Here is a 19,703-nt window from a genome sequence, read left to right on the forward strand (position 1 = left end):
GGTTAGTTCCATCTGATTCAGGTTTCTACATGGCCCAGAACTTCCGCTAAGTAATCAAACAATGCTCGGATTCGCAAAGGTGTCGGGCCCCGCTGTGGACGATATAAATACAGGCGCCAAACGGGAGAGGTTTCCTCATGAAGTATCTGAATGAGCTTACCACTCCTAAGCCACGGCAAAACTAGAAATCCAGGCATGTGTCCGAATCCAACTCCAGCGAGAATAGCTTGAAATTAAGCTTCTAGATCATCTGTAATAAAACGGGGCTTTGATGGCGTAAAGCTTCGACTTTCAGTGAATGTCCATGGCCAGTAACGCCCTGTTTTATGATCGAATAGTGCTGTTAGAGGGTATTTATCTAAGTCAATAATTTTTTTGGGCATTCCAACCTTATCAATTAACTCTGGCGTACCCACAGAATAAAAGTTCACTTTAGCCAATTCCCTTGCCACATATCGATTGTCCGGCAAAAATCCAAATCTGATCCCGATATCTATTCGCTCATCGATCACATCCGAGTGTGAATCTGTTAGCACACAATCCACGACAATATCTGGATAACGTGTGGCAAATTCTGCTAGTGCAGGTACTACCAATTTACGCCCTAACACAGACGACACAGTAAGACGGACGGTCCCACGCATTTCATCTCGTTTTTCCTTGGTGTCTTTTACAAGCAGAGCATCAATGGATCCCACCGCAAAATGTGCTTGCTTTGCCAGACGCTCACCATCAGCGGTAATTTTAATTTGTCGAGTACTCCTGTAAAACAGAATCTCTCCGCGCTGCTCTTCTAGCTCTTTTATTGCCCGTGTCACTACCTGCGGGGAAATACCCAGCTGAGTTGCTGCCTCTTTAAAATTTCGAGACTCTGCTGCGACACAAAAGATACGCATCATTTCCAATTTGTTCTGCATGTCCAATCCTGTGTTATGGTAATTATTCCGTAAATAGGAATTCTGAAAGATAATATTATTCATTTATTATACCTAACAAGGCTGTAATACTTAATCCATCAAATATGATTGACAGATAAGTTGAAGGTTACTTGTATGAATAATATAGAAAATAAAGTTATTGTTATCACAGGTGCAAGTAGTGGTTTAGGTGAAGCTACTGCTCGCTTACTTGCTAAAAAAGGTGCAAAGGTTGTACTTGGTGCTAGACGTACTGAAAAATTACAGGCTATTGTTCACGACATTCGTGCTGAAGGTGGTCAAGCTGAATTTATTGGTATGGATATAACCAAACCACATGAAGTACAAGCACTTATTGAAAAGGCATTAAGCGCATTTGGTCAAATCGATGTATTGGTAAACAATGCTGGATTAATGTCTATTGCACCATTAAGTGAGCTAAAAGTTGATGAATGGGATCGTATGATCGACATTAATATTAAAGGTGTTCTTTATGGTATAGCAGCTACACTGCCTGTTTTCCAAAAACAAAACTTTGGACACTTTATTAATCTCGCATCTGTTGCAGGGTTAAAAGTATTTAGTCCAGGAGGTACTGTTTATAGCGGTACTAAGTTTGCTGTAAGAGCCATCTCTGAAGGCCTTCGTCATGAAGTTGGGGGAACAATTAGAACGACTACTATTGAGCCTGGTGCAATTGAGTCAGAACTAAAATTCGGTTCTTCTCATAAAGAAAGTTCAGAGTTTGTTACTGATTTCTACAAACAAGCTATACCAGCTGACTCAGTCGCTCGAGCAATTGCTTATGCAATTGAACAGCCTGCGGATGTAGATATTAATGAAATTGTTTTACGCCCAACGAGCCAAGAGTTTTAATAATTGAATAACAAAAAATGGGAGCACCTCGCTCCCATTTTTACTATATTTTTAAAGTTAAGGACAAATCTATGAAAGCCGTATCGTATGTTATAAATAACCATGATGATTTTAAAAATTCATTGGTAGATATTGAAAAAGCGAAGCCTACGCTTAAGGAGCGAGATGTACTGGTAAAAGTTCAGGCAATCTCTGTGAATCCAGTTGATACCAAAGTGAGAAAAAATTCGTCTGAAGCAAATAATCGTATTTTAGGTTGGGATGCCGTTGGGGAAATTATTGAAGTTGGCTCAAAAGTTACCTCGTTTAAAGTAGGAGATTCTGTTTGGTATGCTGGCGATTTAACCCGAGATGGTAGTAATGCTGAGTTTCAAGCAGTCGATGAACGAATTATCAGTCTTAAACCCATTACAGTATCTAATGCAGAAGCAGCAGCATTGCCATTAACTGCAATAACGGCATGGGAAATGCTGTTTGATCGGTTTCAAATTTCAGAAACAGAAGTTGGCAGTATTTTAATTATTGGTGGTGCAGGCGGTGTAGGATCAATCGCTATCCAACTCCTAAAAGCAAAAACAAATCTGACCGTTATAGCAACAGCTTCACGTGAAGAAACGAAATCTTGGGTGGAATCACTTGGTGCCGACCATGTCATTGATCATAGCAAAGATTTAAATGCACAAATCGAGACACTAGGCATTGAAAAACCAAAGTATGTATTCTCTACAAATCATACAGAAACATATATCAAGCAAATAGTTTCTCTGATTGCACCACAAGGCAAGCTTGGATTGATCGATGATCCACAAACATTTGATATTATGCCGTTTAAGACTAAATCTATTTCTATCCATTGGGAGTTGATGTTCACCCGTTCAATGTATGAAACCGATGATATTGAAAAGCAAGGTGATCTATTGCAACAGGTTGCCCAATTAGTTGACCAGCAAAAAATTAGAAGTACTCTCAACCAAAATCTAGGAAAAATTAACGCTGCAAACTTGGAGAAGGCGCATAAGTTGCTTGAATCAGGTAAGTCAAAAGGCAAAATTGTACTAGAAAACTTCTAAAACAAATTAAAGGTGAAATAATGACTATTTCAGTAATTGCGAACTTTAAGGCAAAATCAGATCAAAAAGAGAGGTTAGAAGCGCTTTTACAAAGTGTAATAGAGCCTACGCTTCAAGAAGAAGGATGCTTGAAATATGAGCTTTATATTAGCGAAAATGACTCGAGTAGATATTTCTTCTTAGAAGAATGGCGTAGCAGGGAGGATTTAGATATCCATATAGCGTCTGATTATATTCAAAGTTTATTTGGTAATATCCAATCGCTAATTGAATCAAGTGATATTGTAGAAATCAAAAAAATATAGCTGTATTCGGACGTTATGATGAAGTATTCTTCAAATTAACATAGGGACTTAGAAAGCTAACAAAAAATGGGAGCTATAAGCTCCTATTTTTTAAGAATTTTTAATTTTTTAGTAGTAACTTAGGCTTCAGCAAATTATGCCCCTGAGGGGAGCCACCAATACCCTGCATTTTGACAATAATGTCATCGTTTAGAGGCAGCAAATTTACGAGCATCAGTCGGTACGACTGGTGATTCATATGATATTGCTTTGGCTGAAACGGTGAATGGCTTATACAAAACAGAGGTGATTGAATATTTAAAAGCAGATTGGCAAGGTTTAGCAGATGTACAACTTGCGACATTAAATTGGGTAGATTGGTTCAACAAAAAGCGTGTACACGGTGCACTGGGTTATGTATCGCCTTTTGATTTTGAAGCAATGTACTATGATAAGATTAACCCGTTAGGTCAGGTGGCCTAACTTCAATAAAAAGTCTCCGACAAACCCGGTACGGTTCACACGTTATAACCGGGATTGCTTCGGTGAGCTAATCCAGATTGATGGCTCATATCATGACTGGTTCGAAGGACGCGCTGCTAAGTGCTGCTTGCTGTTTTATATCGATGATGCCACTGGAAAGCTGTTGCATCTGCGCTTCTGTGAGGCGGAAACGACCTTCGACTATATGCTTTCAACCCGAGCCTACATTGAACAATACGGTAAGCCGTTGGCCTTTTATAGCGATAAACATTCGGTTTTCCGAGTGAACCAGAAATCGAGCCAGGACAGCAAAATCACGCAATTTGGCCGGATTCTGAATGAGTTGAAGATAGATATTATCTTTGCCAACTCACCACAGGCCAAAGGTCGCGTAGAACGCGCGAATAGAACCCTTCAAGACCGGTTGATCAAGGAGATGCGTCTGGAAGGCATCAGTTCAATTGCCAAAGCCAATGCCTGGCTACCCTGCTTTATTGAGCAGTTCAACCAGAAGTTTGCCAAGTGTGCGAGAAATTCCAAGAACTTGCATCGCCCTTTAACAGAGTCTGATGTTGAACTAGATGATATTTTTACCTGGCAGGAACCGCGTAAGGTCACCAAGAATCTGACCCTGACGTATGACAAATATATTTATCTGCTTGAACCGACAGAGCTGAATCATAAGCTTGTTGGGTAATACATTTCATTTCTGGAGTATCCGGATGGCACTGTGGCCCTCATGCATGAGGGACGAAAGCTCAACTACAGCATCTTCAATAAACTGGCTGGACTGCAGCAGAATGAAGTGGTTGAGAATAAAAGATTAGGTTCAGTCCTGGCACATATCCAGCAACAGCATGAAGCATTGGAAAAACAGAATAAACGTTCCCGTGCCAAGAAAAGTATGCCAAGTCGTAAAGCTCAGAAAGTTGTTATTGAACAAAGAAATTTAAATCCTGTGCTTGACTCTTGTAGTTAAAAACAGGACATTTTAAATGGTTTATCGCATAGACATTTTAATTGGGGAATAACAGTTTTTCCAAAAAATAGAGATCATTTGAGAATATTTTGATGTATTTTCTAATACCTACATTGATTCTTTTCTTATTAAAAAATAAGATGAGCTTGATTGAAAATGACACTACTGAAGTAGCTTATGTATTTGGGATTCTTGTGAATATAAAATAATGTTCCAAATTACTAAAGAAACCGAAGCATTAAGTACTTTAAATAATTTGAGTTTTTAAACAAATGATGATTAAAAAATTAACCTTCCTGATTAGCTCGGCACTTTTACTAACAGCATGTGGAGGTTCAAGTTCTAAAGTAAATCAAAATAATGACAGCAATAATGCTACTTCTACACCACCTACTTTACCTTTAGATGGTTCACCATCGAACACAACTGTTCATACTTTAGAGTTTCCTATTGCTGAATATAAAATCAAAGCAGTAGATGTTGGGTTGAAGGACCATATTTTTTCTCTTATAGAAAATTACAAGACTACTTTAAATAATAAAATTAATGAAAATACACAGACATTGTATCAACAAAACATCCAATATGATCCAGCTTGGCAATTTCGTAAAGAATATGTGCTGACTAAAAATAAAATCTATTACTCAGCCAATAGCCAACATCCTCAATATCTGGTTTCAAATTCAAATGGAAAAATTATTACAACTTTTGATAGTGAAACTCCTGAATTTAAGTCTACTCTTACCTTTAAAAATATTTCATTAAATAATAGCCCCCTAAATTCTGCTTATGTCACTACTGAACTGTTAAAGAATCCTGGAGAATCTCTCAAAAATGATAAAAATTGGTTAAACCTTTCTAATCAAATTAAAAATATCTCTGGCTCATTTCCAAAAGATTCCGTTTGCCATCAATATTTGACTCAGCAATACAACCAACCAAATATAAGTTTTAGCGAGTTTGATGACTTTACAAATAAGACTATCGCTGAATGGATAGCAGAACAAAAAGCATCTGATAACAATCCGATAGTAGAAACATGGGCTAGCTATCAGGTTGCATATATTCCGGAGTCTCAACAATATAATTTTTATCATGGCGAAGGCTATCGCGGTAAAGCGGTTATTCTTAAAAATGGTAAATTATATGAAGGTAATTATGATGCAGGTGCTGTTTATGAACTCAAGGATGAATATGATAACCCAACTCAATTCAACCTCGGAATTTGCAATGCCTACAATAAAATAGCCTCAGATACTTTAAAGATAGCATTATTAGGCCTAGTAAAGAACTAATTGCCAATTTTTGAATGAAATGAATAGCCTAACTAAGTATCAAAGTAAAAATGTAGAGCCTGTAAATTAGAGTAGCTGAAAATACAATATTTAATTGGAGTAAAACTTATTAATTTTTTAGACACCTTTTTAGGTGTCTTTTTATGAATAGCCCCCGATTTTGTAGACACCTTTTAGTTAGATTGGACTGCCACCACTCTCCTAGACAAATTTCGTCTATTCTTTTTGCATAGGAGAGAACATTATGAGTGGACAACGATACACCCCAGAATTTAAAGAAGAAGCTGTTAAATTGATTACTGAACGTGGATATTCTGTCACTGATGTGGCAGAACGTTTAGGTGTATCACAGCACAGCATTTATAAATGGCTAAAGGCCGTACAGCCTTTACGCAACAACCCTGATGAACATGAACTACTCGAAGCAAAGAAAGAGATCCTTCGTCTTAAAAGTCAGCTTAAGCAAACTGAAGAAGAGCGGGATATCTTAAAAAAGGCCGCAAGGTACTTTGCAAGCCTGCCCGAGTAAAGTATCAGTTTATCCTTGAGTACAGCCATCAATTTAAGATTAAGACGATGTGTCGGGTTCTTAAGATTGCTCGTGCTGGCTATTATACCTGGCTACATGAACCCGAATCAGGCAGAACAATTGAAGACAAACGGTTATTACAACTGATCCGTTCTTCTTATGATGCCAGTTATGGTATCTATGGTTATCGTCGCATCACGCTGGATCTTAAAGAGCTAGGTGAAAGCTGTGGACCGAATCGTGTGCTGAAGATCATGAAGAACAATGGCATTGCCGCTGTTCGAGGATATAAGAAGCATAAAAGCTATGGTCGTGGTCGTCCTCAGATTGTGCCACCTAACCATTTAAATCGAGAATTTGTTGTAAACACACCTGATACCTCGTGGGTGACTGATATTACCTACATCCGCACTTGGCAAGGCTGGTTATATCTGGCTGTGGTTCTCGATTTATATTCAAGGAAAGTCATCGGTTGGTCAATGAAACCTACGCTTGCCAAGGATATCGTTTTGGATGCCCTTTTAATGGCGGTATGGCGACGCAGACCCAATGAACCTGTGATCATACACTCAGACCAAGGCTCACAATACAGTAGCGGAGACTGGCAGAAATTCTGTCAGAAGCATAATTTAGTTCCGAGTATGAGTCGTCGTGGAAACTGTTGGGACAATGCTGTTGCTGAATCCTTTTTTAGCAGCTTAAAGAAGGAAAGAATTAAAAAGAGGATCTATAAAACACGAGAAATGGCGCGTGCAGATGTATTTGATTATATCGAGATGTTTTACAATCGAATCAGGCGTCATTCGCATCTCGATGGGATGAGTCCAGAAGCCTTTGAGGCAGCTTCAAAATGAGGCCGTCTCGTGTCTAGGATACTGGGAGCAGTCCATAAAATGGCTAATTAACGAGGTGCTTATGAGCAGTAAACGATACCCTGAAGAGTTCAAAATTGAAGCAGTAAAACAAGTCACTGAGAAAGGTCATAGTGTGGCTGAAGTTGCTACACGTTTAGGAACCACTACACATATTCTGTATGCTTGGATCAAACGTTATGATCCACAGCAGCCCAAGACAACAGAATCTAGTGATCCAACTACAGAATTAGCGAAATTAAAAAAAGAGCTGCAAAGGGTCACTGAAGAAAGGGACATATTAAAGTGAAAGCACTGCTTTCACGCCGCTTCGCAAGCCAGTCCAAATGAGGTACGCCTTTATTCGGGACAACCAACATATATGGTCTGTTCGTCGTTTATGTTCAACGTTAGATGTTCATCACAGTGGTTATTACGCCTGGTTAAAGAAACCTACCAGTATAACTGCGAGGAAGCGGCAACAGCTTTCAGGATTAATTAAACAGTTCTGGTTGGAATCTGGCGGAGTCTACGGTTATCGCAAGATTCATTGTGATTTGAAAGACGTTGGCGAAAGTTGCGGTATCAATGGCACTGTTGCAAATAGGGATCTGAGTCGATGATTTTCCCTTCAAAAAAGCTTAGAGACCAAAAACTCTATTTACTAGCCAAACTTCTCCTAGAATATTACCGTTATAAAATAATGAAGCTTGTCCTTTGCGTAGAGCACGCATAACCTCAATTCCTTTAATTGTGGCATAAGCCGTTTTCATAGACTTGAATCCCAACGTAGCCTTGATGATCCGTTTGAGCTTGCCATGATCACATTCAATCACGTTATTCTTGTATTTAATCTGTCGATGGTCCAGGTCTTCAGGACACTTTCCTTCCTGTTTTAGTCGCGACAAAGCACGGCCATAGGTATGAGCCTTATCAGTGTTTATGACTCGTGGAATCTGCCATTTTTTGACATGATTCAAAATCTTACCAAGAAAACAATAAGCTGAATGGGTATTTCGTCTAGCAGAAAGATAGAAATCAAGAGTATGGCCACGTTGGTCAACTGCACGGTATAGATATGCCCATTTGCCATTCACTTTTACGTAAGTTTCATCCAGATGCCATAAATGTCGATCTGTAGGATTACGCCAATACCAACGTAAACGTTTTTCCATTTCTTGAGCATAACGCTGAACCCAGCGATAAATTGTGGTGTGATCAACATTCACTCCACGTTCAGCGAGCATTTCCTGAAGTTCACGATAGCTGATGCCATATTTACTATACCAGCGCACGGCCCAAAGAATGATTTCGCCCTGAAAATGCCGACCATGGAAAGGATTCATATGCTGCACCTTTAGCTAAAGCAGTCTTCAGCTTACCATTCGTAGTTATTTGCAACGGTGCCCGATACTCTTACTTCAAAGCCAAAATTTTTCGGGCACCATTAAGTACGAATAAAGAAACCAGTATGCCAATGATTAAGTCTGGATAAGCTGATCCCGTCCACGCCACGAGTACACCGGCAAATATAACGCCCATATTTACGACAACGTCATTCGCCGAGAAAATCCAACTGGCTTTCATATGTGCGCCATCTTCTCGATGACCAGAAATAAGATATAAGCATGTCACGTTAGCTATAAGTGCGAGCAGGCCAATAACAATCATGAGCGTTGATTCTGGCTCGCTTCCAAACATGAATCGTCTAATGACATCAACAATCACGATAACAGCAAGTAATAACTGAATCCAACCTGCGAAATGGGCTGCTTTTATTTGATATTTCGCAGCTTTTCCGACGGCATATAGCGCAATACCATAAACGGCTGCATCGGCAAACATATCTAGAGAATCAGCAATCAATCCTGTAGACGCAGCAATAATACCGCTGATGAATTCTATAAAGAAAAGTAGAGCATTAATACCTAATAACAGTTTAAGTACTTTAGCTTGTCTCACAGGATCAGGTTCATTAGGTATATCGCCTGAAGAAAGCTGTATTTCATCAAGTTTCGCCCCAAAACCCAGTCCTTCGAGTTTAGCCGTAATTTGCTGAATCCCTTCATTATGGAAGACTTTCAGTTTTCGATTGGGAAGATCAAAAGTAAGACCTTTAACTGCTTCAATATCTGCAAGAGCCATACGGACCATTTGCTCTTCAGCAGAGCAATCCATTTTAGGAATGGTGTAGGTACTTGTTTGCTTAGCCTGTTGATTGCTTATATAAGTTTCAGTCTTCACAAGCTTTGCACCAAAACCCAAAGCTTCAAGTTTGGTGGTTATATTTTCATCTTTTTGATTATGTAGAACCTTTAAAGAACGGTTAGGTAAATCAAAGATGAGTTTTTGAACACCATCAATTGAAGATAGCGCCATACGAACCATCTGTTCTTCCGCAGAACAATCCATTTTGGGAACTAAGTATTCACTCATGTAGTGCGAATCTTTTAAAACGTCTTCAGTGCTTAAATTTTCTTTGGGATCAGAACCACAACAGGATTGAGCGGTATCTTCACAACTGTTTGAAGTGTTACAGCAAGGAGATGAAGATTTTTTTTCTTCCTCTTCACCACAACAGCTAAGCGTATTATCACAATTCTTTGAATTGTTTGCTTCTGCAATTGATGGATGATTTTCTTGTTGAGATTTCTTATCTTCGCATGGTGTTTCTTTACTACATCCACAACCACTCATAATTATACCCATTAAAAAAATTATAAACTTTGAATATTAGAATCCCTATAGTTACTATAGAGTCAAGATTTTTTGGAAATACCAACTCAATGCATTTAAAAATTGGTGAACTCTCTAAAAAAACCTCATGTTCAGTATTAACAATTAGGTTTTATGAAAAGGAAGGTTTAATTCCGGAACCCGAAAGAACGGAAGGAAATTACCGCCTTTACGATATAGGCTATGTTGAGCGAATTAAGTTTATTTTGAATTGCCGAACTTTAAATATGAGTTTGAATGAAATTCGTCAATTACTTACCTATAAAGACAAACCTGAGAAAAATTGTTCAGATGTGAATGAATTAATTGACTTACATGTCAGTGCTATCAGAGAAAATATAATCAAGCAACAAAAGCTTATTGAACAACTATCTGATTTAAGAGGTACTTGTGATGGTTTATGTACAATTGACCAATGTGGAGTTTTAAAAAATCTAGCTTGATTATCTAGACCTATGCTTTTTTCAAAAAATCGGCACTGTTGCAAATAACCACGAATGGTAAGCTGAAGACTGTTTTAGCTAAAGGTGCAGCATATGAATCCTTTCCATGGTCGGCATTTTCAGGGCGAAATCATTCTTTGGGCTGTGCGCTGGTATTGTAAATATGGCATTAGCTATCGTGAACTGCAGGAAATGCTGGCCGAACGGGGTGTGAATGTTGATCACACGACTATTTACCGTTGGGTTCAACGTTATACGAATCTAAAAATGGGAGCCTATAGCTCCCATTTTTATTGTTAAACGTTGAATCCTATATGTTTTCCTGTTGGAAGCTCTACATCAATACGGAGCTTCCCACCCATTGCCTCAACATACTTTTTCATGGTTGAAATCTTAAGATCATTGCCACGATTTTCTATTGCTGAAAGCGATGGCTGTTTTATTCCCAAAGTTTCAGCAAGCTCTTTTTGAGAAATTTCGAGTTCTTCACGAATAAGATGAAGCTGATTTTCTAGCAGTAATTCATCTGCCATTTTTTGAATACGGGCTTGGCTCTCTGGAGAGCGGCTAGCTAACAATTCTTGCAGAGTCTTAGCCATTAGATTTATCTCCTAGGGTGGTGAGATGAAGTTGGTATTGTTCATCTGCAATATCCAGCATGTCTTTATAAAAACGCTTTTTACCGCCTTTATCAGCAATACATAGAACAATAGCCTGTCGTAAGGGATCAAATGCGAAAAAAGCTCTTAAGGGTCTACCGCGATGTTGAACACGCAGTTCTTTCATATTGGTAAATTTAGACTCATACACAGTATCTACTAAAGGACGGCCTAAACTCGGTCCCTGCTGCTGTAGAACAACCAGGGCAGCTAGGACCTTCTCTTGTGTCGATTCATCTTGCTGTTCAAGCCACTGATTAAATAGATCTGTCGTAATGACTGTCCACATACCACAACCAAAATATAGATTATAGTCTATATTTTAGGGGCATTATGTTTGTTTTGCAAATGAGAAAGGATAGGCAATAAAAAAGCCCGACATCCTGTCGGGCTTTTCCATATTTGGCGCTTAGATCTGACTCCTGTCTGATCTCACGTTCCTTGTTGTTCATCTTATTCTTTTTATCTGGAGCATCCTGCTCTCTATGTCTTCATGATAGGAAATTTCCAGTATTGCGGATAGCAGCAAAGGGCCGAGATTGGTATGAGCCAGGGCTTACAAAATAGCCTAAATTTTATCCACAAAAAATGTGGATAATTTTGGACATTGAGGCATTGATAAAATTTGAAAAACCTCAAAACTGACTATTTTTTAGTCAAATTTATTGGCAAGAAGTATCAAAACCGCTCATAAAAAAGCCGACTTGTTTCAAAATCGGCTTTTTGGTCATTTTTGGATTTTTCTGTTTTCATTAAGTGCTTGATATCTATATTAATATACAATTGTACTTCGTATAACCGCCATTATGTTAAATGAGAAAAATTAGTAGAAATAATTGACCTATTTTATATTGTGTGCAATTATATTTTGCACAATATAAGTCTAAACAAGGTAATATCAATGAGTAACCTCTATTCAACTCAAGTCAAAGCAGTCGGTGGACGTTCTGGAACAATTAGTAGTGAAGACGGTCTTTTAGAATTAAAATTGGCTCTACCTAAAGAATTAGGTGGGAAAGGTGATGCAACAAATCCTGAGCAATTATTTGCTGCTGGCTATGCAGCCTGTTTTGGGAATGCAGTGATCCATTTAACTCGTAGCAATAAAGAACATAAAATACGTGATAATGATGTAGAAGTTTTGAGTACTGTTGGAATGGTTGCTAATGGCAATGGCGGATTTGCCTTGACAGTACACTTAGATGTCACGCTTTCAGGTATTTCACAAGCTGATGCAGAGAAAATCGTGGAACAAACGCATCAAGTATGTCCTTATTCCAATGCTATTCGAGGTAATATACAGGTGTCTACCACTGTCTATACCAAATAAAAAAACTATGTCCAAGAATCAGCTTTGCTTAGATGAGCAACTATGTTTTCCTATTTATGCTGCATCTAATTTAATTGTGAAAGCTTATCGCCCTTTTCTTGCACCTCTTGGGCTCACTTATCCTCAATATTTAGTGATGTTGGTCTTGTGGGAAAAAAAATGTGTAAGTGTGGGTGATCTTGGACAAATTTTACATCTTGATAGTGGAACATTAACGCCATTATTAAAAAGAATGGAGACATCTGTTCTGATTAATCGATCTCGTGATCCTCATGATGAAAGACGAGTTCTAATCTCCTTAACAGACAAAGGGCGAGACTTATCTGCTGAGGCTGAAAATATTCCTAAAGAGCTTACCAAAAACATTGAGTTTGATAACTTAAGTCAATTACGAGATGAATTAAAAGTATTAGTCAATCTATTGTCAGAGAGAGTTTAATACCTCTTAATATCTGATAATAGAAACCGTTTACTTTTAAGAATCAATTAGTTTTCCTTAAATTAACATAATACACGTTATATTAATCTAAAAATGGGAGCCTTTAGCTCCCATTTTTACTATATTTTTTAAAGTTTTAGGCGTGTTGTACAGTGAGTTTTAAGCCTAACGCATTTACTACGCGATTAATTGTATCAAAACGTGGTGCTGAATCATGACGTAGGGCTTTGTAGAGTGCCTCACGCCCAATCCCTGCTTCTTTAGCAATTTGAGTCATGCCACGAGCTTTAGCAATAACACCAAGTGCATGGGCTAATTCAGCTGGATCATTATCTTCAAGAACCATATTAAGATACATCACAATGTCTTCTTCAGTTTTGAGTGACTCAGCCATATCAAAACTTGGTAAATCAGCGACTTTAACCATTTTAATCCTCCAATGTTTTCGATAATTTGATTGCACGATCGATGTCTTGTTGTTGAGTCGATTTATCTCCTCCACCAAGCATTACAATCACTACATCACCATGTTGGATGTAATACATTCTCCATCCAGCACCGAAGAATTCTCTCATTTCCCAAACGCCATCTTGGAGAGGTTTAATGTCTCCCCAATTTCCACGTTGAACCTTATCTAATCTACGATTCAGGCGAATACGGGTCATATTGTCTTTAATGCCATCCAACCATTCATCAAATTCTGGCAGACGTTTAATTTCAATCATGAGGATTCCTTATCTTCTCACTATATTGTATTCGATCGAATACAATATGCAAGTAATCTATACGAACATCCATTAATTTCGTATAACAACCATTATGTTAAATAGAGGGAAAATCTATTTTTAAAGTGATAAAATTATTGCAGTTATTTTAAGAATAGCTGCTTTTGATACTTGATCATCTATCCTAATTAAAAACTGTTTTTTAATAATTTGGAATATAAATAAGATTTAGTTAAAATTAACATTATTCATATAAATTAACATTATGTATTACATTTACTAATAATTTAAAATAATTAGTAGAAAAAAATTATGTTTTAATTATTTCTTTGATTATATAAGTTGAGAGTAAAAAATGATTAATACGGAATTTTCAAAGTGTATTTCTGCATGTACAAACTGTTCACTTATTTGTACTGAATGTGCAACTTCTTGTTTAAAAGAAAAAGATTTAGAGATGATGCGTGAATGTATTCAACGTTGTCTAGAATGTGCAGATATTTGTCAGTTATGTGTGCGTATGCAACAACATAACTCACCTTTCCTCAAAGAGATTTGTGAGCTTTGTGCTAAGATCTGTGAATATTGTGCGGAAGAGTGTGAAAAACATTCACATGATCATTGTAAAAAATGTGCTGAGGCTTGCCGTCAGTGTGCAGAAGAATGTCGAAAAATTGCCATGTAAAATACTTCAATAATGTTAATTATATGGCTCTAGACTAACATAATCATTCTGCTAGTCTAGAGCCTTTCCTAAAATTAACATAATACACCTTATACGAAGCCAAAAATGGGAGCTTTAAGCTCCCATTTTTAGTCTTTAATTCGCTTTTTCGCTTCGTCATAAACTATGCTATCAGCTCGTTTTCCGACGGTAATGAGCAGGATAACTACCTGATCATATTTAACTTGATAGACAAGTCGGACACCAGCTTTTAATAATTTGATTTTATAGCAACCTGCAAGATCGCCTCTAAGCATATTCTTTGGAATATGTGGCTGCTCTATGACTTTGGCTAGTTTCTTTTTAAATTGATCTCGTATAGCAACAGGGAGTTTTCCCATTCTGCTGTAAAGTCCTTGTGACGTAAAAGCTTATAAGTCATCTAATGTGACTTCCTCAAACATCTCTTTAGGATCATTAATGCGCTTACGGACAAGAGCTAATAATTCTTCATCTTCTTCCGAAAGCAAAGCTTTTTTGACAGGCAGTTTCCCAGTCGTAGCAACATACTCAAGAATACTAGTGAAGAAATCAGTAGGTGCAATACCTTGCTCTTTAAGGATTGAATAAGATTTTTCTTTAAGGGCTTCATCGATCCTGAAGTTAACAGTAGCCATCATATTTCCCAAGTATTTAATGTACTAGGAATATTGTAATGCAAATTGCATTACAAGTCGACTTCGCATAACAGCCATTATGTTAAATGGAAGGAAGCAAAATAAGTTAACATTTTGCTTCCGGCCACATTAAGCTAGAGTTTTATTTAAATAAAGCTATTTAGTAATCATTAAATTAATTAAAATCTAAATCTAACACCAGCTCCATATAACCAACCTTTCTCAGAGTTTGATTCTATTTGCCACGACGTTTCATCATTACCTTTTGAATACTCATAGGCAATGTCGATATACGGCATGATCTTTTTACTGATTTCATAGCGAGTTTCAAACCCTGCGGTTGCACTGCTTAAACCAGTTTTTTTCGCATATTTAGAGTCATCACTAAAGATAGCATCCAACTCTAAATAAGGTTGAATAATCAACTTTTGCGTAATCAGAAAATCACGTTCCGTTTCTAGGCTAAAGCCCGCATAATTGTCTTCTCCCGCATAGAGATAAGCATCAGTTTCAAAGAAATATGGCGCCATACCATGTAAGCCAATCACCGCATCAACATTTTCTTCGGTGTCTTTGCGATGATCATTGAGTTCAACTTTTTCACTACGATAACGTGCACCAATTTGTGCATCCCAAAAGTCTGAAATCATACGGCTATATAAAAGTTTGGCATCATAATGTGCATCATGCGATTCTTCTTTATCGGCATGAATTTTAATAAAAACCTTATTTTCATCTGTGCCAATACGGGTTTCAAACTCTGACTTTAAATCACCTGTGCCATCTTCATTGACAAGCCACTTATTGTCCACTGTCGTAATCGCATAAATTTGCGCACCGTGTTCTGAGCGATGATCATAATGCGAACTCTGCTGAGCATTCGCATCTGGTACATGATGTGAATGATTAACCGTAGATGTTGCCTGATGTTGTGCCTGATTCATTTGGCTATGGTTCATTTGAGAGCGATCCATTTGCATCGGCTGATTTTGACTAGAAGATGTAGCAACTGTCATTTTTTCAGGCGCACTATGATCTTCACCATTATGTGCCAAACTCACTGCACTGACCATCAACAAAGAGCTTGCTAAAACAGTTTTAGAAAAAAGATTAATGGTGCGCATGTTGATCTCCTTTCTGTACTTTTTGATCTTGCTGTTTCTCTGTTGATTTGTGATGCATTGGCTGATGACCTGCATGTTGATGGTTCATCGGTGCTGAATGTGCAGCATGATTCATTTTCCCCATCATCTGCATGTGTTGTGCATGCTCTTGTGGAGAATGCTGTGAATGATCCATCTCAGACATCGCTTGATGATTCATTGATGGTACATTTTTTCCATCAGTCTGAGCAGTTGAATGATGCCCTTCGTGCGCCAAACTTAAGCTTGTTAAACTCAATACCGCAACAGAAAAAAACGCTTTAAATACAAAATTAGTGATGTGCATGTCCAGCTCCTTTTTGCTCAGTTACTTGGTGAGTTTGAGTCGAATTTGTACCTTGAATTGGCGTTGTAGACACTTGTTCATCGCTAACATTTGCCACGATCAACTTGTTCATCATTCCTGCACTCATGTGATACAACAAATGACAATGGATTGCCCATTCGCCCAACTCATCCGCAGTTAATAAAGCAGTCACTGTTTTACCCGGTGGTACAATCAATGTGTGTTTATTCGGCATATCTACCGACTCTTGACCATTCTCCAACTGCATAAACATGCCATGTAAATGCATGGGGTGCGCCATCATACTGTCATTAATAAATTTGATACGGATACGCTCGCCATACTTCACTTTTAATGGCTCAGCATCGCTGAATTTTTTACCGTTAATCGTCCAAATATAACGCTCCATAGTACCGCCCAAACGCACTACTAATTCACTGCTAGCTTCACGAGTATCTTTTTGCGGTTCTAAAGATTTTAAATCACTATATTGCAAGGCTTTATTGCCCGCAGGTGTAGATGCATTTGCCCAACCATAAACCACTTGATCATTTTCTTGTGGTTTTGCTGTGCCATGCTGTGAATGATCCATTTTCGAGTGATCCATGCCTTGCATATCGCCATGGTTCATTTTTGAATGATCCATTTTCGAGTGATCCATGCCTTGCATATCGCCATGGTTCATTTTTGAATGATCCATTTTCGAGTGATCCATGCCTTGCATATTGCCGTGGTTCATTTTCGAATGATCCATTCCTGCATGATCACCGCCACCATGTCCCATATCTTCCATGGTCAAAAGTGAGCGTGGACGTGGTGCAGGCATATGAATGCCATGTGTCATAGGATTTAATTCATTGTGCAGTGTACCAATCGCATAGCCTGCACGGTCAATTGACTCAGCTTCAATTTGATAATGTCCGCCTTTTGGCTCCACAATCACATCATAAGTTTCAGCTGTGCCAATACGAAACTCATCCACAGCAACAGGTTTTACAGGCTGACCATCAGCACTGACCACAGTCATTTTCAAGTTAGGAATACGGACATCGTAGAAAGACATCGCAGATGCATTCACAAAACGTAGGCGAATTTTTTCATTCGGTTTAAACATTCCTGTCCAATTTTGTTCAGGTGTTTTGCCATTAATGAGGAAGGTATAACCTGTAACATCCGACATGTCGGTTTTTAGCATACGCATCTGATTCCACATTTTGCGGTCAGACCATGTCGCTTTTATGCCATCACGTTTAACCTGCTTCCAAACATCACCCAAGGTTTCACGCTGATTTTGATAATATTCAGCTGAAATTTTAAGATCTTTCTGAATTTGATCACTGGTTTTTTCATGAAAATCTGACAACATCACCACATAGTCACGTTCAGCTTTTTCATGTGCTGCCAATGGTGTTTTACCTTTTGGATAAATCACAAAAGAACCATATAAGCCGTCCTGTTCCTGTCCTTTAGAATGAGCGTGATACCAATAAGTCCCGCTTTGGCGAATCTTGAATTTATAAACATACTCGCTTTGAGGCTTAATACCGTTAAAACCATTAAATCCCGGTACACCATCCATAATGCCCGGCAACAACAGTCCGTGCCAATGAATAGAAGAATCTTGGTTTTTTAAATTATTTTTCACGCGAATGATGGCTTCATCACCCTCTTCAAACTCAAGCAAAGGCGCAGGAAATTGACCATTTACGGTAATGCGCTTTACAGGCTTTCCAGTTGGGCTGACCACTGCTTCATCAATAACAAGCTGATATTCACGCACTTCGGCAAAAACCAAAGGCGACGATGCAAAACAAATACCTGCTAATAGGTACGAACTAATTTTATGAGACATAACTTAACCTTAATTTTGAAAAATAAATAAATTTTAAAAAAATTGGTTAAGTTTTAGGAGGACGTGAAATTTCTTGCCAATACCCATTTAGATATTGGTTGAGGTAATAAAAATTAGGCTGATCTATAGAATAGAAGGTATCTAGGGGATCTAGCGAGCTTTGCAAAGAATGAAGACATGAGATCTGTGTCTGGCAGGATAAGCTAGAACATTCCTGACACTTTTTGTGATCTATATTCTGATTAAGAGCTAAATGATTATGGCAATCGGTATTAGTCTGTACTTCGTGATTAATACCATGTTGAGTGACTTGCTGTGCTTGCTCTAAACAATGATCTTGGCTCATTTCAGTTTGCATATTGATATGCATTATCTTTACTGATGCAACAGACACACTACTCCATCCTATGGCAAAAACCATAAGAAAACAAAACCAAAGTTTTTTGGAGAGATGAGTCAACACGAATGCTATCTAGGAATAGAATTTAATCCAAAATATCTTAACGGAATTTCAAATATTTACAACTCAATATAATTTAGTAGTTTCTCTAAAATTAACATAATACACCTTATACGAAATACTTGATATTTATCATTAAATTTCAGTATATTAGATCAAGCCGTTGTGGGGCATAGGGTACCAGAGCGGCTTTTTATTGATTATTTATGTTCCACGCTTAAAATTCGAACAATGTTTCATGATTTTTATAAGTTAAACTAAATTTAGTTGCCAATCCCAATAAGCTATTCACTAACTTGTAAATATCGGTATACCGCCTGACGACTAATCCCAAAAGCTTTTCCTAATGCCATTTTTGATGGATACTTCCCTTCCCTCCATGCTTGTCGTAAAGCTTCAGCTTGGTCAGGCTTTAGTTTATGCACCCGACCTTTGTACTTCCCCTGAGCAGAGGCGAGTTTTATTCCTTCCTTTTGCCGCTCTAAAATGATCTCACGTTCGAACTGTGCAAAAGCACCCATCAATTGCAGCATCAAATTATCCATCGGGGTGGATTCGGCCGTAAAAGTAATATTTTCTTTTACAAACTGGATGGCAATCCCTCGTTTGACCAGTTTATCTACTTCAGTGACCAAATCTTTCAGGCTTCGCGCAAAACGATCCATGGAATGTACAATCACCCTGTCCCCTTCCCGGACATAGTTCAACATTTCCTGAAATTTAGGTCGGTCAGTATTTTTACCTGAAGCACGGTCAACAAAAATCCGGTCGACTTCAATTCCCTCAAGTTGACGTCCAGTGTTTTGCTCGACAGAACTTACCCGGATATACCCTACTTTTTGGCCTTTCAATTTTTCAGGCACTGTTGCAAATAGGCTGACATGATAAGCTAAATATCTTATTTATTTCGAGATACAGCAGATGAATCCCTTCCACGGTCGGCACTTTCAAGGTGAAATCATTCTTTGGGCTGTTCGTTGGTATT

The 19,703-nt window shown here is 38.1% G+C and carries 20 protein-coding genes and 6 pseudogenes; 13 read left to right on the forward strand and 13 right to left on the reverse strand.

Annotated features, from left to right (window positions below):
- Positions 1-17: 17 nt before the first annotated feature.
- Positions 18-917, reverse strand: a pseudogene (locus FTV08_RS14325) (LysR family transcriptional regulator).
- A 135-nt stretch (positions 918-1,052) separates the two neighbouring features.
- Here FTV08_RS14325 and FTV08_RS14330 point away from each other — a divergent pair.
- The 8 genes and pseudogenes from FTV08_RS14330 to FTV08_RS16315 form a co-directional block, all read left to right on the forward strand.
- Complete coding sequence (locus FTV08_RS14330; RefSeq protein ID WP_001059480.1) at positions 1,053-1,793, forward strand: SDR family oxidoreductase; 741 nt, start codon at positions 1,053-1,055, stop codon at positions 1,791-1,793.
- Positions 1,794-1,864: 71 nt separating this feature from the next.
- Entirely contained in the window at positions 1,865-2,863 is a 999-nt protein-coding gene (locus tag FTV08_RS14335) for a zinc-binding alcohol dehydrogenase family protein (RefSeq protein ID WP_004682270.1), read from the forward strand.
- Positions 2,864-2,883: 20 nt separating this feature from the next.
- Entirely contained in the window at positions 2,884-3,168 is a 285-nt protein-coding gene (locus FTV08_RS14340; RefSeq protein WP_005206902.1) for a putative quinol monooxygenase, read from the forward strand.
- A gap of 183 nt (positions 3,169-3,351) precedes the next feature.
- Positions 3,352-3,630, forward strand: a pseudogene (locus FTV08_RS14345) (integrase core domain-containing protein); the annotation flags it as partial.
- Between the two features lie 31 nt (positions 3,631-3,661).
- Positions 3,662-4,609 (forward strand): annotated as a pseudogene (locus tag FTV08_RS14350) (ISNCY family transposase); the annotation flags it as partial.
- A 272-nt stretch (positions 4,610-4,881) separates the two neighbouring features.
- Positions 4,882-5,904: a hypothetical protein gene (locus tag FTV08_RS14355; RefSeq protein WP_180087568.1), complete on the forward strand. Its 1,023-nt coding sequence runs from the start codon at positions 4,882-4,884 to the stop codon at positions 5,902-5,904.
- 244 nt (positions 5,905-6,148) lie between these two features.
- A protein-coding gene (locus tag FTV08_RS14360; RefSeq protein ID WP_180087569.1) for an IS3 family transposase occupies positions 6,149-7,287 on the forward strand; the annotation gives its coding sequence in 2 pieces (ribosomal slippage) (positions 6,149-6,407 and positions 6,407-7,287; 1,140 coding nt in all).
- Positions 7,288-7,348: 61 nt separating this feature from the next.
- A pseudogene (locus tag FTV08_RS16315) lies at positions 7,349-7,874 on the forward strand (transposase); the annotation flags it as partial.
- Between the two features lie 51 nt (positions 7,875-7,925).
- On the opposite strand, the gene FTV08_RS14370 reads toward FTV08_RS16315, so the two are convergent.
- Positions 7,926-8,630 (reverse strand): IS6-like element IS1007 family transposase, encoded by a 705-nt coding sequence (locus FTV08_RS14370; protein ID WP_180087571.1) that lies wholly within the window; start codon positions 8,628-8,630, stop codon positions 7,926-7,928.
- A 70-nt stretch (positions 8,631-8,700) separates the two neighbouring features.
- Positions 8,701-9,981 (reverse strand): cation transporter, encoded by a 1,281-nt coding sequence (locus FTV08_RS14375; RefSeq protein ID WP_005093338.1) that lies wholly within the window; start codon positions 9,979-9,981, stop codon positions 8,701-8,703.
- An 89-nt stretch (positions 9,982-10,070) separates the two neighbouring features.
- On the opposite strand from FTV08_RS14375, the gene cadR reads away from it, so the two are divergent.
- Entirely contained in the window at positions 10,071-10,463 is a 393-nt protein-coding gene (gene cadR / locus FTV08_RS14380) for a Cd(II)/Pb(II)-responsive transcriptional regulator (RefSeq protein ID WP_004733193.1), read from the forward strand.
- Positions 10,464-10,556: 93 nt separating this feature from the next.
- A pseudogene (locus FTV08_RS14385) lies at positions 10,557-10,718 on the forward strand (IS6 family transposase); the annotation flags it as partial.
- A gap of 41 nt (positions 10,719-10,759) precedes the next feature.
- Here FTV08_RS14385 and FTV08_RS14390 read toward each other — a convergent pair.
- Entirely contained in the window at positions 10,760-11,062 is a 303-nt protein-coding gene (locus FTV08_RS14390; RefSeq protein ID WP_001140620.1) for a helix-turn-helix domain-containing protein, read from the reverse strand.
- Positions 11,055-11,411 carry a type II toxin-antitoxin system RelE/ParE family toxin gene (locus FTV08_RS14395; RefSeq protein WP_000269911.1) on the reverse strand — a complete coding sequence of 119 codons (357 nt, stop codon included), beginning with the start codon at positions 11,409-11,411 and terminating at the stop codon, positions 11,055-11,057. The genes FTV08_RS14390 and FTV08_RS14395 overlap by 8 nt, the downstream gene beginning before the upstream one ends.
- A 612-nt stretch (positions 11,412-12,023) precedes the next feature.
- Here FTV08_RS14395 and FTV08_RS14400 point away from each other — a divergent pair.
- Positions 12,024-12,452 carry an organic hydroperoxide resistance protein gene (locus FTV08_RS14400; RefSeq protein ID WP_180087572.1) on the forward strand — a complete coding sequence of 143 codons (429 nt, stop codon included), beginning with the start codon at positions 12,024-12,026 and terminating at the stop codon, positions 12,450-12,452.
- 7 nt (positions 12,453-12,459) lie between these two features.
- On the forward strand, positions 12,460-12,891 hold the full coding sequence (locus FTV08_RS14405) for a MarR family winged helix-turn-helix transcriptional regulator (protein ID WP_005264140.1): 432 nt from the start codon (positions 12,460-12,462) through the stop codon (positions 12,889-12,891).
- A 136-nt stretch (positions 12,892-13,027) separates the two neighbouring features.
- On the opposite strand, the gene FTV08_RS14410 is transcribed toward FTV08_RS14405, so the two are convergent.
- On the reverse strand, positions 13,028-13,318 hold the full coding sequence (locus tag FTV08_RS14410) for an addiction module antidote protein (protein ID WP_060875721.1): 291 nt from the start codon (positions 13,316-13,318) through the stop codon (positions 13,028-13,030).
- Position 13,319: 1 nt separating this feature from the next.
- Positions 13,320-13,616, reverse strand: a complete 297-nt coding sequence (locus FTV08_RS14415; RefSeq protein ID WP_180087573.1) for a type II toxin-antitoxin system RelE/ParE family toxin — start codon at positions 13,614-13,616, stop codon at positions 13,320-13,322.
- A gap of 355 nt (positions 13,617-13,971) precedes the next feature.
- On the opposite strand from FTV08_RS14415, the gene FTV08_RS14420 reads away from it, so the two are divergent.
- Positions 13,972-14,301, forward strand: coding sequence for a four-helix bundle copper-binding protein (locus FTV08_RS14420; RefSeq protein ID WP_016658833.1), 330 nt, complete (start codon positions 13,972-13,974; stop codon positions 14,299-14,301).
- Positions 14,302-14,429: 128 nt separating this feature from the next.
- Here FTV08_RS14420 and FTV08_RS14425 read toward each other — a convergent pair.
- The 6 genes and pseudogenes from FTV08_RS14425 to FTV08_RS14450 all read right to left on the reverse strand — a co-directional run bounded on the left by FTV08_RS14425 (position 14,430) and on the right by FTV08_RS14450 (position 19,569).
- Positions 14,430-14,722 (reverse strand): annotated as a pseudogene (locus FTV08_RS14425) (type II toxin-antitoxin system RelE/ParE family toxin).
- Positions 14,712-14,957 carry a type II toxin-antitoxin system RelB/DinJ family antitoxin gene (locus FTV08_RS14430; protein ID WP_000246755.1) on the reverse strand — a complete coding sequence of 82 codons (246 nt, stop codon included), beginning with the start codon at positions 14,955-14,957 and terminating at the stop codon, positions 14,712-14,714. The pseudogene FTV08_RS14425 and the gene FTV08_RS14430 overlap by 11 nt, the downstream one beginning before the upstream one ends.
- 179 nt (positions 14,958-15,136) lie before the next feature.
- The gene (locus tag FTV08_RS14435; RefSeq protein WP_104510421.1) at positions 15,137-16,081 is read right to left on the reverse strand and encodes a copper resistance protein B; all 945 of its coding nucleotides are present in this window, start codon (positions 16,079-16,081) and stop codon (positions 15,137-15,139) included.
- Positions 16,068-16,406, reverse strand: coding sequence for a hypothetical protein (locus FTV08_RS14440; protein ID WP_004897649.1), 339 nt, complete (start codon positions 16,404-16,406; stop codon positions 16,068-16,070). The genes FTV08_RS14435 and FTV08_RS14440 overlap by 14 nt, the downstream gene beginning before the upstream one ends.
- Positions 16,393-18,258, reverse strand: coding sequence for a copper resistance system multicopper oxidase (locus FTV08_RS14445; protein ID WP_180087574.1), 1,866 nt, complete (start codon positions 18,256-18,258; stop codon positions 16,393-16,395). Before FTV08_RS14445 ends, FTV08_RS14440 begins: the two co-directional genes overlap by 14 nt.
- 744 nt (positions 18,259-19,002) lie before the next feature.
- Positions 19,003-19,569 carry a recombinase family protein gene (locus FTV08_RS14450; RefSeq protein WP_004282172.1) on the reverse strand — a complete coding sequence of 189 codons (567 nt, stop codon included), beginning with the start codon at positions 19,567-19,569 and terminating at the stop codon, positions 19,003-19,005.
- Positions 19,570-19,703: the final 134 nt, after the last annotated feature.

The sequence above is a fragment of the Acinetobacter sp. YH12226 genome, assembly GCF_013417805.1.
Lineage (GTDB): Bacteria > Pseudomonadota > Gammaproteobacteria > Pseudomonadales > Moraxellaceae > Acinetobacter.

Coding starts and splice junctions, on each gene's coding strand:
- FTV08_RS14330 (WP_001059480.1), top strand. CDS start 1,053: ATGAATAATATAGAAAATAAAGTTATTGTTATCACAGGTGCAAGTAGT.
- FTV08_RS14335 (WP_004682270.1), top strand. CDS start 1,865: ATGAAAGCCGTATCGTATGTTATAAATAACCATGATGATTTTAAAAAT.
- FTV08_RS14340 (WP_005206902.1), top strand. CDS start 2,884: ATGACTATTTCAGTAATTGCGAACTTTAAGGCAAAATCAGATCAAAAA.
- FTV08_RS14355 (WP_180087568.1), top strand. CDS start 4,882: ATGATGATTAAAAAATTAACCTTCCTGATTAGCTCGGCACTTTTACTA.
- FTV08_RS14370 (WP_180087571.1), bottom strand. CDS start 8,630: ATGAATCCTTTCCATGGTCGGCATTTTCAGGGCGAAATCATTCTTTGG.
- FTV08_RS14375 (WP_005093338.1), bottom strand. CDS start 9,981: ATGAGTGGTTGTGGATGTAGTAAAGAAACACCATGCGAAGATAAGAAA.
- cadR (WP_004733193.1), top strand. CDS start 10,071: ATGCATTTAAAAATTGGTGAACTCTCTAAAAAAACCTCATGTTCAGTA.
- FTV08_RS14390 (WP_001140620.1), bottom strand. CDS start 11,062: ATGGCTAAGACTCTGCAAGAATTGTTAGCTAGCCGCTCTCCAGAGAGC.
- FTV08_RS14395 (WP_000269911.1), bottom strand. CDS start 11,411: ATGTGGACAGTCATTACGACAGATCTATTTAATCAGTGGCTTGAACAG.
- FTV08_RS14400 (WP_180087572.1), top strand. CDS start 12,024: ATGAGTAACCTCTATTCAACTCAAGTCAAAGCAGTCGGTGGACGTTCT.
- FTV08_RS14405 (WP_005264140.1), top strand. CDS start 12,460: ATGTCCAAGAATCAGCTTTGCTTAGATGAGCAACTATGTTTTCCTATT.
- FTV08_RS14410 (WP_060875721.1), bottom strand. CDS start 13,318: ATGGTTAAAGTCGCTGATTTACCAAGTTTTGATATGGCTGAGTCACTC.
- FTV08_RS14415 (WP_180087573.1), bottom strand. CDS start 13,616: ATGATTGAAATTAAACGTCTGCCAGAATTTGATGAATGGTTGGATGGC.
- FTV08_RS14420 (WP_016658833.1), top strand. CDS start 13,972: ATGATTAATACGGAATTTTCAAAGTGTATTTCTGCATGTACAAACTGT.
- FTV08_RS14430 (WP_000246755.1), bottom strand. CDS start 14,957: ATGGCTACTGTTAACTTCAGGATCGATGAAGCCCTTAAAGAAAAATCT.
- FTV08_RS14435 (WP_104510421.1), bottom strand. CDS start 16,081: ATGCGCACCATTAATCTTTTTTCTAAAACTGTTTTAGCAAGCTCTTTG.
- FTV08_RS14440 (WP_004897649.1), bottom strand. CDS start 16,406: ATGCACATCACTAATTTTGTATTTAAAGCGTTTTTTTCTGTTGCGGTA.
- FTV08_RS14445 (WP_180087574.1), bottom strand. CDS start 18,258: ATGTCTCATAAAATTAGTTCGTACCTATTAGCAGGTATTTGTTTTGCA.